Annotated in this window: 15 protein-coding genes; 10 read left to right on the top strand and 5 right to left on the bottom strand. The window is 71.7% G+C overall.

Features of this window, described 5'->3' with window-relative positions:
- Positions 1-47 precede the first annotated feature (47 nt).
- A complete protein-coding gene (locus RIN75_RS27870; RefSeq protein ID WP_375296033.1) occupies positions 48-1,661 on the top strand; it encodes a beta-N-acetylhexosaminidase in 1,614 nt (537 codons plus the stop codon).
- A gap of 180 nt (positions 1,662-1,841) precedes the next feature.
- Here the strand turns inward: RIN75_RS27870 and RIN75_RS27865 are convergent, their stop codons facing one another.
- Positions 1,842-3,365: an aldehyde dehydrogenase family protein gene (locus RIN75_RS27865; RefSeq protein WP_309114997.1), complete on the bottom strand. Its 1,524-nt coding sequence runs from the start codon at positions 3,363-3,365 to the stop codon at positions 1,842-1,844.
- 150 nt (positions 3,366-3,515) lie between these two features.
- On the opposite strand from RIN75_RS27865, the gene RIN75_RS27860 reads away from it, so the two are divergent.
- From RIN75_RS27860 to RIN75_RS27840, 5 genes are read left to right on the top strand one after another with little or no spacing between them, the layout of a single operon-like run.
- Entirely contained in the window at positions 3,516-4,925 is a 1,410-nt protein-coding gene (locus tag RIN75_RS27860) for a GAF domain-containing protein (protein WP_309114996.1), read from the top strand.
- Positions 4,926-4,935: 10 nt separating this feature from the next.
- Entirely contained in the window at positions 4,936-5,535 is a 600-nt protein-coding gene (locus tag RIN75_RS27855; protein WP_309114995.1) for a DUF402 domain-containing protein, read from the top strand.
- On the top strand, positions 5,532-6,152 hold the full coding sequence (locus RIN75_RS27850; protein ID WP_309114994.1) for a uridine kinase: 621 nt from the start codon (positions 5,532-5,534) through the stop codon (positions 6,150-6,152). Before RIN75_RS27855 ends, RIN75_RS27850 begins: the two co-directional genes overlap by 4 nt.
- Positions 6,153-6,165: 13 nt before the next feature.
- Positions 6,166-6,423: a DUF6412 domain-containing protein gene (locus RIN75_RS27845; RefSeq protein ID WP_309114993.1), complete on the top strand. Its 258-nt coding sequence runs from the start codon at positions 6,166-6,168 to the stop codon at positions 6,421-6,423.
- 44 nt (positions 6,424-6,467) lie between these two features.
- On the top strand, positions 6,468-7,121 hold the full coding sequence (locus RIN75_RS27840) for a YidC/Oxa1 family membrane protein insertase (RefSeq protein ID WP_309114992.1): 654 nt from the start codon (positions 6,468-6,470) through the stop codon (positions 7,119-7,121).
- Here the strand turns inward: RIN75_RS27840 and RIN75_RS27835 are convergent.
- Both RIN75_RS27835 and RIN75_RS27830 read right to left on the bottom strand, forming a co-directional pair.
- Complete coding sequence (locus RIN75_RS27835; RefSeq protein WP_309114991.1) at positions 7,103-7,480, bottom strand: hypothetical protein; 378 nt, start codon at positions 7,478-7,480, stop codon at positions 7,103-7,105. The genes RIN75_RS27840 and RIN75_RS27835 overlap by 19 nt on opposite strands.
- A 137-nt stretch (positions 7,481-7,617) precedes the next feature.
- Positions 7,618-8,658, bottom strand: a complete 1,041-nt coding sequence (locus tag RIN75_RS27830) for a polysaccharide deacetylase family protein (RefSeq protein ID WP_309114990.1) — start codon at positions 8,656-8,658, stop codon at positions 7,618-7,620.
- Between the two features lie 206 nt (positions 8,659-8,864).
- Between RIN75_RS27830 and RIN75_RS27825 the strand changes: the two genes are divergently transcribed.
- Genes RIN75_RS27825 through RIN75_RS27815 form a run of 3 tightly spaced genes read left to right on the top strand, consistent with a single transcriptional unit; the run spans position 8,865 to position 12,031 of the window.
- Positions 8,865-10,355, top strand: coding sequence for a putative glycoside hydrolase (locus tag RIN75_RS27825; protein WP_309114989.1), 1,491 nt, complete (start codon positions 8,865-8,867; stop codon positions 10,353-10,355).
- A gap of 3 nt (positions 10,356-10,358) precedes the next feature.
- On the top strand, positions 10,359-11,279 hold the full coding sequence (locus RIN75_RS27820; RefSeq protein ID WP_309114988.1) for a hypothetical protein: 921 nt from the start codon (positions 10,359-10,361) through the stop codon (positions 11,277-11,279).
- On the top strand, positions 11,276-12,031 hold the full coding sequence (locus RIN75_RS27815; protein ID WP_309114987.1) for a DUF3152 domain-containing protein: 756 nt from the start codon (positions 11,276-11,278) through the stop codon (positions 12,029-12,031). Before RIN75_RS27820 ends, RIN75_RS27815 begins: the two co-directional genes overlap by 4 nt.
- Positions 12,032-12,098: 67 nt before the next feature.
- Here the strand turns inward: RIN75_RS27815 and RIN75_RS27810 are convergent, their stop codons facing one another.
- Entirely contained in the window at positions 12,099-13,136 is a 1,038-nt protein-coding gene (locus RIN75_RS27810) for a fatty acid desaturase family protein (RefSeq protein WP_375296035.1), read from the bottom strand.
- Between the two features lie 24 nt (positions 13,137-13,160).
- Complete coding sequence (locus tag RIN75_RS27805; protein WP_309114985.1) at positions 13,161-14,702, bottom strand: helix-turn-helix domain-containing protein; 1,542 nt, start codon at positions 14,700-14,702, stop codon at positions 13,161-13,163.
- Positions 14,703-14,856: 154 nt separating this feature from the next.
- Here RIN75_RS27805 and pruA point away from each other — a divergent pair, with 154 nt between their 5' ends.
- Positions 14,857-16,482 (top strand): L-glutamate gamma-semialdehyde dehydrogenase, encoded by a 1,626-nt coding sequence (gene pruA, locus RIN75_RS27800; protein ID WP_309114984.1) that lies wholly within the window; start codon positions 14,857-14,859, stop codon positions 16,480-16,482.

The raw sequence follows: 16,482 nt of genomic DNA, 5'->3' as shown, positions 1-16,482 counted from the left end.
ATCGGGCCGCCGCCTCGGGTGATCCACGCCGACCAGGAGGACGTCTCGTGCCCCGACTCGGAAGAACCGCAAGAGCCCTGGCCACCCTGCTGCTCGCGGTCGGCGCCGCGGCCCCGGCGCTCCCGGCCCACGCCGGCCCGACCGCGGCCCAGGCGGACCCCGCACACGCCGCAGTCCCGGAGAAACCGTTGCAGCACATCGTTCCCGCCCCGGTCCGGGTCACGCCGAGACCGGGGACGACCTACCACCTGACCCCCGACACGCGCATCTACACCCACCCCGGTTCGCGCGCGGCCGAACAGGTCGGCGAGTTCTTGGCGGACGTGCTGCGGCCGTCCACCGGGTACCGGCTGCCGGTCGTGCCCGGCGCGTCCGGCAAGGGCGTCAGCCTGCTGCTCACCGGCGCCGACCCGCGCGTGGGCGACGAGGGCTACCAGCTCGACGTGACCCGCCGCGGCGTGGTGATCCGGGCGAAGACCGCCGCCGGGCTGTTCGCGGGCGTCCAGACGTTCCGCCAGATCCTGCCCGCGAAGGTCGAGGCGAAGTCCAAGCAGCGCGGCCCGTGGACCGCGCCCGGTGGCAGCATCCTGGACTACCCGCGATACGCCCACCGCGGCGCGATGCTCGACGTGGCACGGCACTTCTTCTCCGTCGACGAGGTCAAGCGGTACATCGACCAGATCGCGCTGTACAAGGTGAACAAGCTGCACCTGCACCTGGCCGACGACCAGGGTTGGCGGCTGGAGATCAAGAGCTGGCCCCGCCTGGCGACCTACGGCGGCAGCACCGAGGTCGGCGGCGGACCGGGCGGCTACTACACGCAGGAGCAGTACAAGGACCTGGTCGCGTACGCGGCGGCCCGGCACATCGAGGTGATCCCGGAGATCGACATGCCGGGCCACACCAACGCCGCGCTGGCGTCGTACGCGGAACTGAACTGCGACGGCGTCGCACCGCCGCTGTACACCGGCATCGAGGTCGGCTTCTCGTCGTTGTGCATCGACAAGGACATCACCTACAAGTTCGTCGACGACGTGCTGCGCGAGGTCGCCGCGCTGACCCCCGGCAAGTACATCCACATCGGCGGCGACGAGGCCCACGCCACCACGGACCCGGACTTCATCGCGTTCATGAACAAGGTCCTGCCGATGGTGACCAAGTACGGCAAGCAGGCCTCCGGCTGGCACGAGTTCGTCAAGGCGAACCCGCCCGCGTCGGCCGTCCCGCAGTTCTGGGGGACCAAGACGGTCGCGGCCGACATGGTCGAGGCGGCCAAGCGCGGCAACGAGATCGTGCTGTCCCCGGCCACCAAGGCGTACCTGGACATGAAGTACGACGAGCACACGCCGTTGGGGCTGAAGTGGGCGGGTTACACCGACGTCGAGGACGCGTACGACTGGAACCCGGGGGCGTACGTCCAGGACCTGCCCGCGGAGGCGGTGAAGGGTGTCGAAGCTCCACTGTGGACGGAGACGTTGACCAAGTCGGCGGATCTGGAGTACATGGCGTTCCCGCGGCTGCCCGCCATCGCCGAGTTGGGCTGGTCGCCGTGGTCGACGCACAGCTGGGACGACTTCAAGGTTCGGTTGGCTGCGCAGGCCGACCGCTGGCACGTGCTGGGGATCAACTTCTACCCGTCGCCGCAGGTGCCCTGGAAGTAGTTGGAGGGGTGGGGTGGGGGTTGCTCGCGTTGGGCATCCCCATCCACCACCCCCGCCAAGCCACCCCGGCAAGAGCCACCAAAAGCACCGCCTGCGGCGGAAACGCCCCCGCCTGCGGCGGAAGCCCCGGCTTCGGCGGGCAGCACGGCCCGGCTTCGCCGGGCCGTGCTGCCGTCGTGGTCAGAAGAAGCCCTGGGCGTCGGGCGAGTAGCTGACCAGCAGGTTCTTCGTCTGCTGGTAGTGGTCCAGCATCACGCGGTGGTTCTCGCGGCCGATGCCCGACTGCTTGTAGCCGCCGAACGCCGCGTGCGCGGGGTACGAGTGGTAGTTGTTCACCCACACCCGGCCCGCCTGGATCTCGCGGCCCGCCCGGTAGGCCACCCCGCCGTCGCGGGACCACACGCCCGCGCCCAGCCCGTACAGGGTGTCGTTGGCGGTCTTCACCGCGTCGTCGAAGTCGTCGAACCGGGTCACCGACACCACCGGGCCGAAGATCTCCTCCTGGAACACCCGCATCTTGTTGTCGCCCTCGAAGATCGTCGGCGTCACGTAGTACCCGCCGGACAGCGCGCCACCGAGGTCGGCCCGCTCCCCGCCGCACACCAGCCGCGCGCCCTCGGCCTTGCCGATCTCGATGTAGGACAACACCTTCTCGACCTGCTCGCGGCTGGCCTGCGCGCCGATCATGGTCTCGGTGTCCAGCGGGTCGCCCTGCTTGACCGCCTTGGTGCGCTCGGTCGCGTCGGCCAGGAACTCCTCGTAGATCGAACTCTGCACCAGCGCCCGCGACGGGCACGTGCACACCTCGCCCTGGTTGAGGGCGAACATGGTGAAGCCCTCCAGCGCCTTGTCGTAGAACGCGTCCCGCTGCGCGGCCACGTCGGCGAAGAAGATGTTCGGGCTCTTGCCGCCCAGTTCCAGCGTCACCGGGATCAGGTTCTCGCTCGCGTACTGCATGATCAGCCGACCGGTGGACGTCTCCCCGGTGAACGCGACCTTCGCGACCCGGCGCGACGACGCCAGCGGCCGGCCCGCCTCCGGCCCGAACCCGTTGACGACGTTCACCACGCCCGGCGGCAGCAGGTCGGCGATCAGGCCCATCAGGACGTGGATCGACGCGGGGGTCTGCTCGGCGGGCTTGAGCACGACCGCGTTGCCCGCCGCGAGCGCGGGCGCGAGCTTCCAGGTGGCCATGAGCAGCGGGAAGTTCCACGGGATGATCTGGCCGACCACGCCCAGCGGCTCGGGGAAGTGGTAGGCCACCAGGTCCTCGCTGATCTGCGAGATCCCGCCCTCCTGGGCCCGGATGACCCCGGCGAAGTAGCGGAAGTGGTCCACCGCCAGCGGCAGGTCGGCGGCCAGCGTCTCGCGGACCGGTTTGCCGTTCTCCCAGGTCTCGGCGACGGCCAGCGCCTCCAGGTGGTCTTCGATCCGGTCGGCGATCTCGTTGAGCACGTTCGCGCGCTCGGCGGCCGACGTGCGGCCCCACGCCCGCGCCGCGCCGTGGGCGGCGTCCAGCGCCCGGTCGACGTCCTCGGCGGTGCCGCGGGCGACCTCGGTGAACACCTCGCCGGTGACCGGGGTGGGGTTCTCGAAGTAGCCGCCCTTCGCGGGTGGGACGTAGTCGCCGCCGATGAAGTGGTCGTACCGGTCGCGGTAGGTCACCACGCTGTCCGCCTGGCCGGGTGCCGCGTACTTGGTCATCCCCACTCGCCTCCCGCGTCGTCGTCGTCGATCAACGGCCGAAAGGTAGGCGGCGCAACGTTGCAGTCACGTTGCACCCGATCGGACCACCCGCCGGCTTGCCGCGCCGCGCCGCCGCGCGTCATCCTGGGTGGCCAGGAGGTTCCCGCCATGCACCCCGACCCGCGCCGGCTGGCCGCTCTCCACACGGCTGTCCTCAGCGGGTCGGCGGCGCGAGGCGCGCGGCCGGTGATCATCGAGTCGTGGCGGCGCTCGCTGGCCGCCCGGGTGGACCCGGACCGCCACGAGGCGCCCGTGGTGCTGGCCCCCGACGAGGTGGCGGACCTGCGCGACGCCCACCCGCTGGCCCCGATGCTGCCGATGCTGCGGGAAACCCTGGTGACCATCGCGGACGACGCCCAGCACGTCATGATCATCACCGATGCCGACGGCCACATCCTGTGGTGCGAGGGCGCCCGGGACGTCCACCGGCTCGCCGAACGCGCCCGCCTCACCGAGGGCTCCCGGTGGAGCGAGGACGCCATCGGCACCAACGCCATGGGCACCGCGCTGGCCGTGGGCAGCCCGGTGACCGTGCACTCCGCCGAGCACCTGGTCCGCACCTACCACGGCTGGACCTGCGCGGCGAGCCCCGTGCGCGACCCCGACACCGGCGCGACTCTCGGCGTGGTCGACCTCAGCGGCCCGGTGACCAGCCGGCACCCGGTGACCGGCGCCCTGGTCCGGACCGCCGCGCGCCTGGTCGAGACCCAACTCCAGATCGAGTTGGCGGCCCGTGAGGAACACCTCCGCGCGGCCAACATGCGCCACCTCATCGCGTTGCGCGGCGAACCCGGCGCCCTGCTCAGCCCCACCGGCCGCGTCCTGGCCGCCGAACCCCAGGGCCTGATCGGCTCACGCGTGGACCTGAGCACCCCCGTCCACCTGCCCGACGGCCGCGAGGCCCACCTGGAACCCCTGGACGAGGGCTACCTGCTCCGCGTCCCCCGACGAACGACCCGCCGCCCCACCCTGTCCCTGCACTTCCTCGGCGGCCTCACCGGCTCACTGGACGGCCGCCCCCTGGTCCTGTCCCTGAGACACGCCGAACTCCTCACCGCCCTGGCCCTGCACCCCCGAGGCCGCACCGCGGAACAACTCGCCCTCCACCTCTACGGCGAACGCGGCAACCCCACCACCATCCGCGCCGAACTCCACCGCCTGCGCGCCCAACTCGCCGACGTCCTGCAAACCCGGCCGTACCGCCTGGCGGCCGACGTGAAGGCGGACTTCCTGACCGTCCGCAAGGCGGTCCGCGCCGGCGACATCGCGAAGGCGGTCACGACCTACCGCGGCGACCTCCTCCCCCGCTCCGACGCCCCGGTCGTGTCCGACGAACGCGAAGACCTGTCGGCCGCCGTCCGCCGAGCAGTCCTGGCCACCGACGACCCGGAACTCCTCTGGACCTTCGCCGGCAGCACCGACGACATCGAAGTCCTCGAACGCCTAACGCAGGTGCTGCCGGCCACGGACCCACGACGCGACCTGGCTCGCACCCGCCTGCGCCGCGCCCTCGCCTAACCTGGTCCGCATGGGGTTCTTCGCGCCGGGGGACGTGGTGTTGCGTCGGGAAGTGCTGCACGGGAAGCCGTGGTCGGTCATGCCGACGCGGGTGGTGCAGGACGGGCCGGACCTGCTCGCCGTGTTCATCGTGCCCGGGACCGTGTTCGGCTATCCCGACCACCACTACGGCCACCCCTGGCGGGCCAAGGGGAACACGCACTGGCGCGGCCACGGCAAGCTCCAACTGCACCGGCCCGGCGACGCCTACTCCGTCGAACTGTTCTGGAGCGGCGAGGACCGGCGGTTCCAGGGCTGGTACCTCAACCTCCAGGACCCGTTCCGGCGCACCCCGCTCGGCTTCGACACGCTCGACCACGCCCTCGACTACTGGCTCGACGCCGACGGCCGCTGGGAGGAACGCGACCGCGACGAGTTCGAGGAGCAGGTCGCCGAGGGCAAGTACGACCCCGCGCAGGCCGACGACATCCGCCGCACCGGCAAGGAGATCGTCGCCATGCTCGACGCCGGCGCCACCTGGTGGGACACCCGCTGGGCCGACTTCACCCCCGACCCGGACTGGCCCGTCCCGGTGCTGCCCGACGGCTGGGAGGACTACCCGCTGCCGTGAGGATCCAGCCCCTGACCCCGGACACCCTCGTCGCCGAACTGGTCGAGCGCGTCGACGCGTTCCCCAAGGACACCTGGACCCGGGTGCTGGTCGACGGCGCGCCCCCGACCCGGCCCGGCGCGCTGGCCGACGCCCTGGTCGACCCGCTCCGCGCCAAGGGCCGGCCGACGCTGCGGGTGTCCGCCGGGGACTTCCTGCGCCCCGCGTCCGTCCGCCTGGAGCACGGCCGCACCGACCCCGAGTCGTTCCGCACGAACTGGCTGGACGTCGGCGGCCTGCTCCGCGAGGTCCTCGACCCGCTCGACCCCGGCGGCACCGGCCGGGTCCTGCCCTCGCTGTGGGACGCCGACCGCGACCGCGCCAGCCGCGCCGACTACGTCACCCTCCCGCCCGGCGGGGTGCTGCTCCTCGACGGCACCCTCCTGCTGGACAAGTGGCTGCCCGCCGAACTGACCGTCCACCTGTGGCTGTCCAAGGCCGCCCTGGAACGCCAGACACCCGAAGAGGAGCGCTGGACCCTCCCCGCCTACGAGGACTACGAACCCGGAGCGGATGTGACGGTGCGCTACGACCACCCCGCCCGGCCCGCTCTCGTGGGTACAGTGGGTCCGGGATAGGAGAGGAGGCGTGATGACCAGGCTGCACCTGCTGCTGGCGGGTCTGTTCGCGCTCACCCTCCTGCACTCGCCCACCGAACTGGTGGCCGCCCTCGCCGCGGTCGCGGTCGTGGTGCTGCTGCTCACCGCCGCACCCGACGTCCAGGCCGCGCCCGCCTGGGTCCGGTCGCTTTCCTTGCGCGACAAGGCTTTGCGCACGGCATTCCTGCGCCTGCGCGACCCCGACGCCGCCGGTCGCCCCCGTCCGCGAGCACCGGGACTCGGCTTCTAACTGCCGACGTCCCCCTTCCCAGCTCGCACCCAGACGGAGAGAAGTTGTTCCACGCCTTGGGCTCTGCCCTGGCGGGCATCGCCACGCCCGCTCTCGCCATCGTCCTGTTCACCGCCGCCGTCCGACTGCTCATGCACCCGCTCAGCCGCGCCGCCGTGCGCGGTGAGAAGGCGCGGGCCGCGCTCGCCCCGCAGATGCGGGAGGTCCAGGCCAAGTACGGCAAGGACCCGGTGAAGCTCCAAGAGAAGACCTTGAAGCTCTACAAGGACAACGGCACCTCGCTGTTCGCCGGGTGCCTGCCCGCGCTGGTGCAGCTGCCGTTCTTCATGGTCATGTACCGGCTGGTCACCACCCCGAACCCGCTGCTGGACGGCACCCTGTTCGGCACCCCGCTGGGCACGCACTGGTTCGGCGCGTTCGGCCACAACGCGGTGTTCCTCGGCCTGTTCGCGGCGCTGACGGCGATCGCGTTCGCCACTTCGCGCCGGCAGGCGGCGGTCGCGGCGCGCAGCGGTGGTCCGCAGCCGCCGTTCGCGCAGGTGCTGCGGCTGTTGCCGCTCGGCACGGTCTTCATCGCGGCCGTGCTGCCGCTGGCGGCCGGGGTCTACCTGCTCACCACGACCGCGTGGACGCTCGCCGAACGCGCGTACCTGTACCGCACGATCAAGGAACCCGTGGTTCACGCGCAGCGGCGGTAGACCTCGCTGGCCAGGTCGGCGGCGTGCCGCATGGCCTGGGCGTGCAGCGCGGTCAGCGAGAGGACGTCGGCCTGCTCCTCGGGGTCGGCGTCCTCGCCGTCCAGGCGCTCCTCGGCCGTGGTGTAGACGACGCACTCGGCGGCCACGCTCAGCCTGCGCGCCAGGAACGCGACGGCGGTCATGAGGTTCTCCGCCTCCTCCGAGGTGATCGGCACGACCCGCGGCGCCTGGTCGGCCAGCTCGTCCCCGGCGGCGCCCAGGTCGGGCGGTTCGGCGCAGCTCGCCAGACCGGTGTCCCACCGGCACGCCGCCTCGTGCAGTGACTCGATGAACGGCTCCCAGTCGATGTTCCGGTCCATTGCTCAGCTCGCCTTCCTCTCCTCGCCTGCTACGGGTTGAGTGCCCGCGCACCCACCGGGACATGCGAGTTTTCCCTTTCGGGTGGAAGGCGGCCCCAACCGGTTACGCAACGCCCGTCGAGGGGTATACCCGCAGGTCAATATGCCACTGCCCGGGCGGTGAACTGGGGTGACGGGACCACGCCGGCCGTCGACGGGTAGGAGATCCGGTCGAGCACGCCGTCCGAGGTGTAGCGCTGGGCCGGGTTCGCGGCGAGCTTGTCCAGCCACACCGTCGAGCCGAACGCGGCGTCCTCGCCGGTCGCGTCCTGGGACCGGATGCGGGGCGTGTTCAGCGGGTCGAAGTCGGCCGCGAACGGCGACGGGGCCGGGTTCGAGCCGACCAGCAGCACGCACGCGTAGTCGTACGACGTGCCGTCCGCCCCGCCCCGCATGGCCAGCACCGGATCGCGCGGGATCGCGCCGAACGGCAGCGCCAGGCTCTTGACCTGGTAGTCCGGCACGGCCCGCTGGATCTCGCGCTGGCCGTCGCTGATCGCCTTCTGCGCCTGGTCGGCGGGCACCGAGGACAGGTTCGTGTGGTACAGCGTGTGGTTGCCGATCTCGAAACCGTGGTCCCGCAGCCACGGCAGCACGCCGGAGCCGTCCGCCGACCCGAACGGCGCTGCGTTGACGTACATGCTCGCCACCGGCCGGAACCCCGGGTGCTTCGCGGCCACGTCGAGCAGGATCGCGATCGCCGTGCCGGGCGCGGGCTGCCCGGAGGCGTCCAGCGCGAACTGGGTCGGGTCGCCGTCGTCGAACGTGAGCACCACCGGGTGCTTGCCCGCCGGGATGTCGATCCGGCCGGTCGCGTACTCCAGGGTGGTCACCGGCACGTAGTCCTCGGCGACGAGCCGCTCCAGTTCGGCCCGGAACGCCTCGGGGGTCCGGTCGTAGACCGAGGTCGGCTGGGCGACCAGCCGGTGGTACATCAGGACCGGCACCTGGCCCAGTTCGTTGGCCCCCACCGCGGCCGGGTCGGGCGGCGCGGACGACGTCGTGGTCGGCGCGGAGGACGCGGCGATCGGCGAGTTGGGGGGCTGTTGGGCGGCCGGCTCGGCGCACGACGCGGTGAGGACGGCCAGGAGCGCGGCAACGGCCAGGGCGCGTTTGGACGGCGACGCGGTGGGGTTCACGATTCCGCAAGGTACGCCGGTCCACTCCGGGTCGCCCGGTTTGACACATTCGGATGACATCTGGTTTACCTGCCTCCTGAGGCGGTATGTCGCGCATTGGCAAAGCGCCGCGCTGATCGGAGTGGTCGATGTCGAAATCCACGCGAAAAACGAGAAGGGTCCTCTTCCCGGCGGCCGCCGCGGTGGCGTTGCTCCTGGTAGCGGGCATGATCACGACATTCGTGCAGCACCGGCCGACCAGCCTCGCGGTCGCCGAATTGGCCGACGGCGGCGCCGTCACCCATTCGGGCTGGGAGCGCGTGGCCATCACCGCGGACGATCCGGGCGAACTCGATCGGGTGATTGTCGAGGTGGACGGCCGACCGGTGGAAGCGCGGCGCGGGGAAAAGGGCATGACGTTGTCCGGGCTGCAACTCGCCGAGGGCCCGCACACCCTGACGGTGCGCGCGGCCAACCCGCTGCCGTGGCTGCCCGACGCCGTCATCGAGCGCCGGTTCACCCTGGACAACACCCCGCCGAAGGTGTCCGTCGAGCAGGTCGACGCCAAGTCGCCGCGCGGTCCGCTGACCGTGCGCGGCGCGGTCGAGGGGGCGGACGAGGTGCAGGTGGGCGACCAGCGGGTGCCGGTCAAGGACGGCAAGTTCGAGGTGTCGCTGAACGCCGTGCCGGCGAGCCTGCTGCTGCAGGCCAAGGACGCGGCGGGCAACTCCGGGCGGCACGAGATGGCGGTCAAGGTGCCGCACCCCGGGATGCGGGCGGTGCACATGAGCGCGGCCGCGTGGGCGACGGCGGAGTTGCGGGAACCGGTGCTGGCGCTGGCCCGGGACAAGAAGATCGACGCCATCCAGTTGGACATCAAGGACGAGAGCGGCGAGATCGGCTACACCTCGCAGGTGCCGCTGGCCCAGCAGATCGGCGCGAACCGCGGGTACTACGACGCCAAGGCGGCCCTGGACCAGTTGCACGGCATGGGGTTGCGGGTCGTCGGCCGGCTGGTCGCGTTCCGGGACCCCGTGCTGGGCAGGGCGTCCTGGCAGGCCGGCGCGCACGACCGGCTGGCCCGCAACAAGGGCGGCGGGCCGTGGTCGCGGCACTACGGCGAGTACGCCTTCACCAACTTCGCCAACCCCGAGGTGCGCGAGTACAACATCGCGATCGCCAGGGAGGCGGCGGCTTTGGGGTTCGACGACATCCTGTACGACTACGTGCGTCGACCGGACGGCCCGTTGGGGCAGATGGAGTTCGCCGGCCTCTCGGTGACCCCGGAGCAGTCCATAGTGGACTTCCTGCGCGACTCGCGGGCGGCGGTCCGGCCGCACGGCGCGTACCTGGGCGCCTCGGTGTTCGGCATCGCCGCGCACTCCGCTACGGACATCGCCCAGGACATCCCCGCGCTGTCCGCGCACGTGGACTACGTGTCGCCGATGGTCTACCCGTCGCACTGGGGGCCGGGCGAGTACGGCGTGGACAACCCGGAGGGCATGCCGTACGAGATCGTGAAGGCGTCGATCGCGCACTTCGTCGAGCTGACCAAGGACACCGGGGCGACGGTCATCCCGTGGCTGCAGGCGTTCTCGCTCAAGCACCACTACGGGCCGGGAGAGGTGCAGGCGCAGGTGACCGCGTCCGCCGACGCCGGGGTGAAGTCGTTCCTGCTGTGGAACCCGGCGTGCCGCTACGACACGGCGGGGCTCTAGACCATGGCCGGCGAGGAGTTCACCCCGGGGTCCTTCAACCGCGAGTGGTGCGGCTACCAGCGGCGGGAGGTCGACGCGGCGATCCGGCAGCTCACCGAGCGGCTGGAGCAGCTCACCGTCGACCGCGACGCGGCCCTGGCGACCGCCGACGACGTGGGGCGCGAGTTGGAGGCGGCTCGGGCGGAGCTGGCGGAGTACCGGATGCTGCACGCCGGGTACTCCAAGGAGAACACCGTGTCGGGGACCATCCGGTACCTGATGCACGTCGCCCGGCAGAAGGCGGAACGCGAGGAGCAGGCCGCGCACGAGCGGGCGGAGACCCTGGTGGCCCGGGCGCGGGAGATGGCGGACCGGCAGGCCGTGCTGCTGGACGAGACCGAGCAGGAGACGCAGCGCAGGTTGGCGGAGGCCGACCGGCGGGCGCGGGAGATCGTGGAGCGGGCGGCGGACGAGGCACGGGCGATCGCGGCGGAGCTGGTGGAACGCCGCAAACTGCTCGACCGCTGGTGCGCGGAACTGGACATCCCAGGCCCGCGCGACGACGACACCGAGGAGCCCACGGTCGATTTGTGCGCCCCAGCGGCAGGCACCGCACCCGCACCCGACCCAGCGCCGGCCGACCCAGCGCCAGCCGACCCAGCGCCAACCGACCCAGCGGCGGCGGGCTCGCCGGCGCAAGCGGCGGGCTCGCCGGCGCAAGCGGCAAGCTCGGCGGCGCAAGCGGCAAGCTCGGCGGCGCAGGCGGAGGGCTTGGCCGCTCAGCCTGCTGCGGCAGCACCGCCGGCACCGGCCGCAGGCTCGGCCGCGCAAGCGGCGGGGTCGGGCGCGGAGCCCGAGCCGGCGGCCCCGCCGGCACCGGCGAAGGGGGCGGCGGCGCAGGCGGCTCCGGCAGCCCCTGCGGCTTCCGCGGCGGACGGGTCGTGACGGGGCGGTTGGCGGTGGTGCACTACGTGGCCGGGCTCTCGCTGGCCGCGGCCACCGTGCTGGCACTGGACACCCGCGCCGTCCCGATGCGCGTCACCGCCGGCCGCCCACCCACCGTCACCACGTCCAGCCACCCCGCCCCCCAGCCCGTCCGCGGCTTCGGGGCCGACCTGCCGCCGGGCGCACCGTTCCCCGCCCAGGGCACCGGTCGGTGGCGCGTGGTCCCCGGCACCGCCAAACCGGCCGGCACCGGTCCCGCCTTCGCGTACTCCGTCGAGGTCGAGGAGGGCATCACCCTGCGCGAAGGCGACCAGCCGTTCGCCGCCCAGGTCCACCACACCCTCGTCCACCCGCTCGGCTGGAAGCGAAGAGGTTTCGAGTTCCGCCGGGTCGACAGCGCGCCGACCCTCCGGATCAGGCTCGCCACCCAGAGCACGGCACGCGAGCTGTGCGGCTTCGACCTGCCCTTCGACACGTCCTGCCGCATCGGCGACACGGTGTACCTGAGCGCACCCCGCTGGATCCGCGGCGCGCACACCTACGACAGCCTCACCGCCTACCGGACCTACGTGGTCAACCACGAGGTCGGGCACTTCCTCGGGTACGGCCACGAACCCTGTCCCGAGCACGGCGCCCCCGCGCCGGTGATGATGCAGCAGACGCTGAGCACCGCCAACGACGAACTCGCGGCGCTCAGCGGTGAGGCCCCGGCGGACGGCAAGACCTGCCGCCCCGACCCGTGGCCGCGCTAGACGACCACCCCATGGCCGCGCCCGCCCCCGACCCCAAGGCCGCGCCGGCCGCCGACCCGTGGCCGCGCTAGACCGGGACCTTCTCCGCGCGCAGCGGCGCCCCCGCCTCGTGCAGGAACTTCAGGACGTACCCGTACGACGTGAACAGCCCGCACTCTGCGTAGGAGATCGACCGCTGCCGGCAGAAGTCCCGGACCAGGGCCTGCGCCCGGCGCAGGTGCGGGCGCGGCATGTTCGGGAACAGGTGGTGCTCGATCTGGTAGTTGAGGCCGCCCAGCAGGAAGTCCGTGAACCGGCCGCCGGTCACGTTCCGCGAGGTCAGGACCTGCTTGCGGAGGAAGTCCAACTGGTGCCCGGCGGACAGCACCGGCATCCCCTTGTGGTTGGGCGCGAACGAGCACCCCATGTACACGCCGAACAGCCCCTGGTGCACCGCGATGAACACAAGTGCCTTCACCGGTGACATGGACGCGAAGACCAGCGTCAAGTACCCGATCGCGTGCACCACCAGCAGCGCCGCCTCCACCCGCCACGCCCGGACCTCGCGCCGCACCACCGGGACCGCCCCGATGACGTGCAGGCTGAAGCCCTCCAGCAGCAGCAACGGGAAGAACAGCCACGCCTGGTGCTTCACCACGAACCGGAAGAACCCGCGCTTGCGCTCGGCCTGCTCGGCGCTGAACGCCAGGACCGCGATGTCGACGTCCGGGTCCTCGTCCTCGTGGTTGGGGTTGGCGTGGTGGCGGTTGTGCTTGCTCATCCACCAGCCGTAGCCCACGCCGATCAGCAGGTTGCCCAGCACCAGCCCGGTGACCGCGTTGGTCCGGTTGGCGGTGAACACCTGCTTGTGCCCGGCGTCGTGCCCGAGGAACGCGATCTGGGTGAACACGACCGCGAGGACCACGGCGGGGACGAGCTGCCACCACGAGTCGCCGATGAGGACGACGGCGGCGCAGGTGGCGGCGAGGACGGCCACGGCCGTCACCAGGCACACCACGTAGTAGCCGGTCCGGCGGTCGAGCAGACCCGCCTGCTTGACCAGCCTGGACAGTTCGGCGAAGTCGCTGCCGCGCCGAGGCGACACATCGGTGCTCACGGCGCGCAGCCTAAGGGGCGGTCGGTGACGCCCTCAGGTCAGCCTGAGTTGCAACTGGGCGAACAACCGGAGCAGCGGGTCGTCCAGGTCGAACCCGCCCACCTCCGCCGCCCGCCGGACCCGGTAGCGCAGGGTGTTCGGGTGGACGTGCAGCCGGGCGGCGGCGGTCCGGACGTCCCCGAACGCGTCCAGGTAGGCCAGCAGCGACCTGGCGAGATCGGCATCGAGCCGTGCCAAGCGCGGGTCCCGGATCCGAGGATGCTCGGCCAGCAGCGCCAACACCTCGCTGACCAGCACCTGTGACCGCACATCGGCCAACGTGGCGACGTCCGCGTCGAGGTCCCGCGCCATGGCGTCCAACACCCGGTCGGCTTCGACCCGCGCCACCATCACGTCGTCCATCGTCGACACGGTGGACCCGATCGCCCCCTGCACCCGCAACCCCATGTGCTTGCGCGCCGCCGCCACGATCTCCTTGGTCAACGCCATCAACGGCGCCCCCGGCGGCAGGTCGGGCAACAGCACGTAGGTCCGCCCCGACGACTGGCTGACCAGCGCACTCCGCCGGTAGGCGGCGGCGTGCACCGAGATCAGGCTGGTCATCTCCGCGCGCCGCAACTCGTGCTGGATCCGATCGGTGTGCTCCTGCCCCCGCAAAGCGAACACCACGACGGCCGCCGGTTTCCCCGGATCCGCCCCGATCTGCTCGGCCACGGAAACCGCGTCCATCCGCCCGTCGAGCAGTGAACCCAAAAGGTTCTCCCGAAATGCCGCAGTGGGCTCCCGCTGCTGGACCAGGTGCAACGCGGTGACCCGAGCCGCCCCCAACAACGCCCGTTCCGACTGCTCGGTGAGCGGCGTGCCACCCTCCTGCACCCAAATAGTGCCCAACGGCTGCGCACCGGCGTGGATGCCGACCGCGATCCGCCGCCGAATCCCCAGCTCAGGCCGCTCGTCGATGCGAACGACCTCCTCACCGGACCGAAGCCGCTGGTAGACCCCCCACTCCCGGAGCATCTTCAAATAGGGCTCCGGCCCCTGCCGCCCCAGGATCGACAACCGCCGCAATTCGTCGACTTCATCGGACGACCGCGAATAGGCGAGCACCCGACTGGCGGTGTCCTCGATGCTGACGATTCCCCCGGTGAGCGCGGCAATGGTCTGCGCCAAGGCGAACAGATCCCCCAGCACCTCGGTCGCACCAGCATCGGCGGTGATCCGAGCAGTGGAAACCACTCCCCGTGCCAACGACTCAAGGTGCTCCCACCGAACCTCGGGCCGAACCGCCAACAACGCCACCCCGACATCGGCAGCGGCCTGCCGCAACACCGGGGACGGCGCGTCCACCTTCACCGCCACCGCCGCCGCCCCACCCGCTCCAGCGGCCCTGACCAGCGGCAACGCGGCTCGCCCGCGCGCCCCGATCACCAGGGCGAGATCGCCGGGCCGGACGTCGGGCACGTCATCGGGGTCGAGGATGACGACGTCGTGGACCTCGACCTCAAGCCCGTGCGGCGCCACCTGGACCTCGACGAGCGGATCCCCCAAGGCGATCAACACCTGCCGCAGGCTCATCCCAGCCGCCCTCCTTCGGACGGCGGCCAGTCGGCGCAGCCTTTGTCCGTTCGTACAAGCGCGAGGGGGCAAGCCTAGACGTCCGGACAACGGGGCGCAGGGTCGGCCGACCTACCGTGGACGGACACCCAACCATGTGGCGAAGGAGCTGCTTGTGGATGCCGTGACCAGGGTCCCCGTGCCGGCGAACGAGCCCGTCCTCAGCTACGCCCCCGGTACCCCGGAGCGCGCGCAGCTGCAGGCGAAGCTGGCCGAGTTGGCCAAAGAGCCCCTCGAACTGACCCTGACCGTCGGCGGCGAGCAGCGCGTCGGCGGCGGTGAGCGGTTCGACGTCGTCCAGCCGCACAACCACCGGGCCGTGCTGGGCACCCTGCACGGGGCCACCCAGCAGGACACCCGGGACGCGATCGCCGCCGCCAAGGCCGCCGCGCCGGCCTGGCGCGCGCTGTCGTTCGACGACCGCGCGGCGATCCTGCTGCGGGCCGCCGACCTCCTCGCCGGTCCGTGGCGGCAGACGCTGAACGCGGCCACCATGCTCGGGCAGTCCAAGACCGCCATCCAGGCCGAGATCGACTCGGCGTGCGAGCTGATCGACTTCTGGCGGTTCAACGTCGCGTTCGGCAAGCAGCTCATCTCCGAGCAGCCGCAGTCCTCCCCCGGTGTCTGGAACCGCACGGACCACCGGCCGCTGGAGGGCTTCGTCTACGCGATCACGCCGTTCAACTTCACGGCCATCGCGGGCAACCTGCCCACCGCGCCCGCCCTCATGGGCAACGTCGTGCTCTGGAAGCCGTCCCCCACCCAGAGCTTCGCCGCGCACCTCACCATGCGCCTGCTCGAAGAGGCCGGCATGCCGCCGGGCGTGATCAACCTGCTCCCCGGCGACGGCCTGGCGGTGTCCGAGGTCGCGCTGGCCGACCCGGACCTCGCGGGCATCCACTTCACCGGGTCCACCAAGACCTTCCAGCACCTGTGGGGCCAGGTCGGCGCGAACATCGCCGGCTACCGCTCCTACCCGCGCATCGTCGGCGAGACCGGCGGCAAGGACTTCGTGCTCGCGCACCCGTCCGCCGACGTGGACGTGCTGCGCACGGCGCTGGTCCGGGGCGCGTTCGAGTACCAGGGCCAGAAGTGCTCGGCGGCCTCCCGCGCCTACGTGCCGCGCTCGGTCTGGAACCGGATGAAGGACGACTTCCTCGCCGAGGTCGAGTCCCTGACCATGGGTGACGTCACCGACTTCGCGAACTTCCTCGGCGCGGTCATCGACCGGCGCTCGTTCGACAAGCTCTCGGGCGTCCTGAACGCGGCCAAGTCCGACTCCTCGCTGGAGATCGCGGCCGGTGGCACCGCCGACGACACCGACGGCTTCTTCGTGCGCCCGACCGTGCTGCTGGGCAGCAACCCCGACCACGAGGTGTTCACCACCGAGTACTTCGGGCCGGTCCTGGCCGTGCACGTGTTCGACGACGCGGACTACGACACCGTCCTCAAGCAGATGGAGAGCGCCGCGCCGTACGGCCTGACCGGCGCCGTCATCGCCCGGGACCGGGCCGCCATCGCGCACGCGCAGGAGTACCTGCGGTTCGCGGCGGGCAACTTCTACGTCAACGACAAGCCCACGGGCGCGGTCGTCGGGCAGCAGCCGTTCGGCGGCGGCCGGGCGTCGGGCACCAACGACAAGGCGGGCTCGGTGCACAACCTCCTGCGCTGGGTCAGCCCGCGCTCCATCAAGGAGACGTTCGTGCCGCCGACGTCCCACCGCTACCCGCACCAGGGGTGA

Source organism: Saccharothrix sp. (genome assembly GCF_031180885.1).
Taxonomy (GTDB): Bacteria; Actinomycetota; Actinomycetes; order Mycobacteriales; family Pseudonocardiaceae; genus Actinosynnema.
This window is presented reverse-complemented; position numbering and strand designations above follow the sequence as displayed.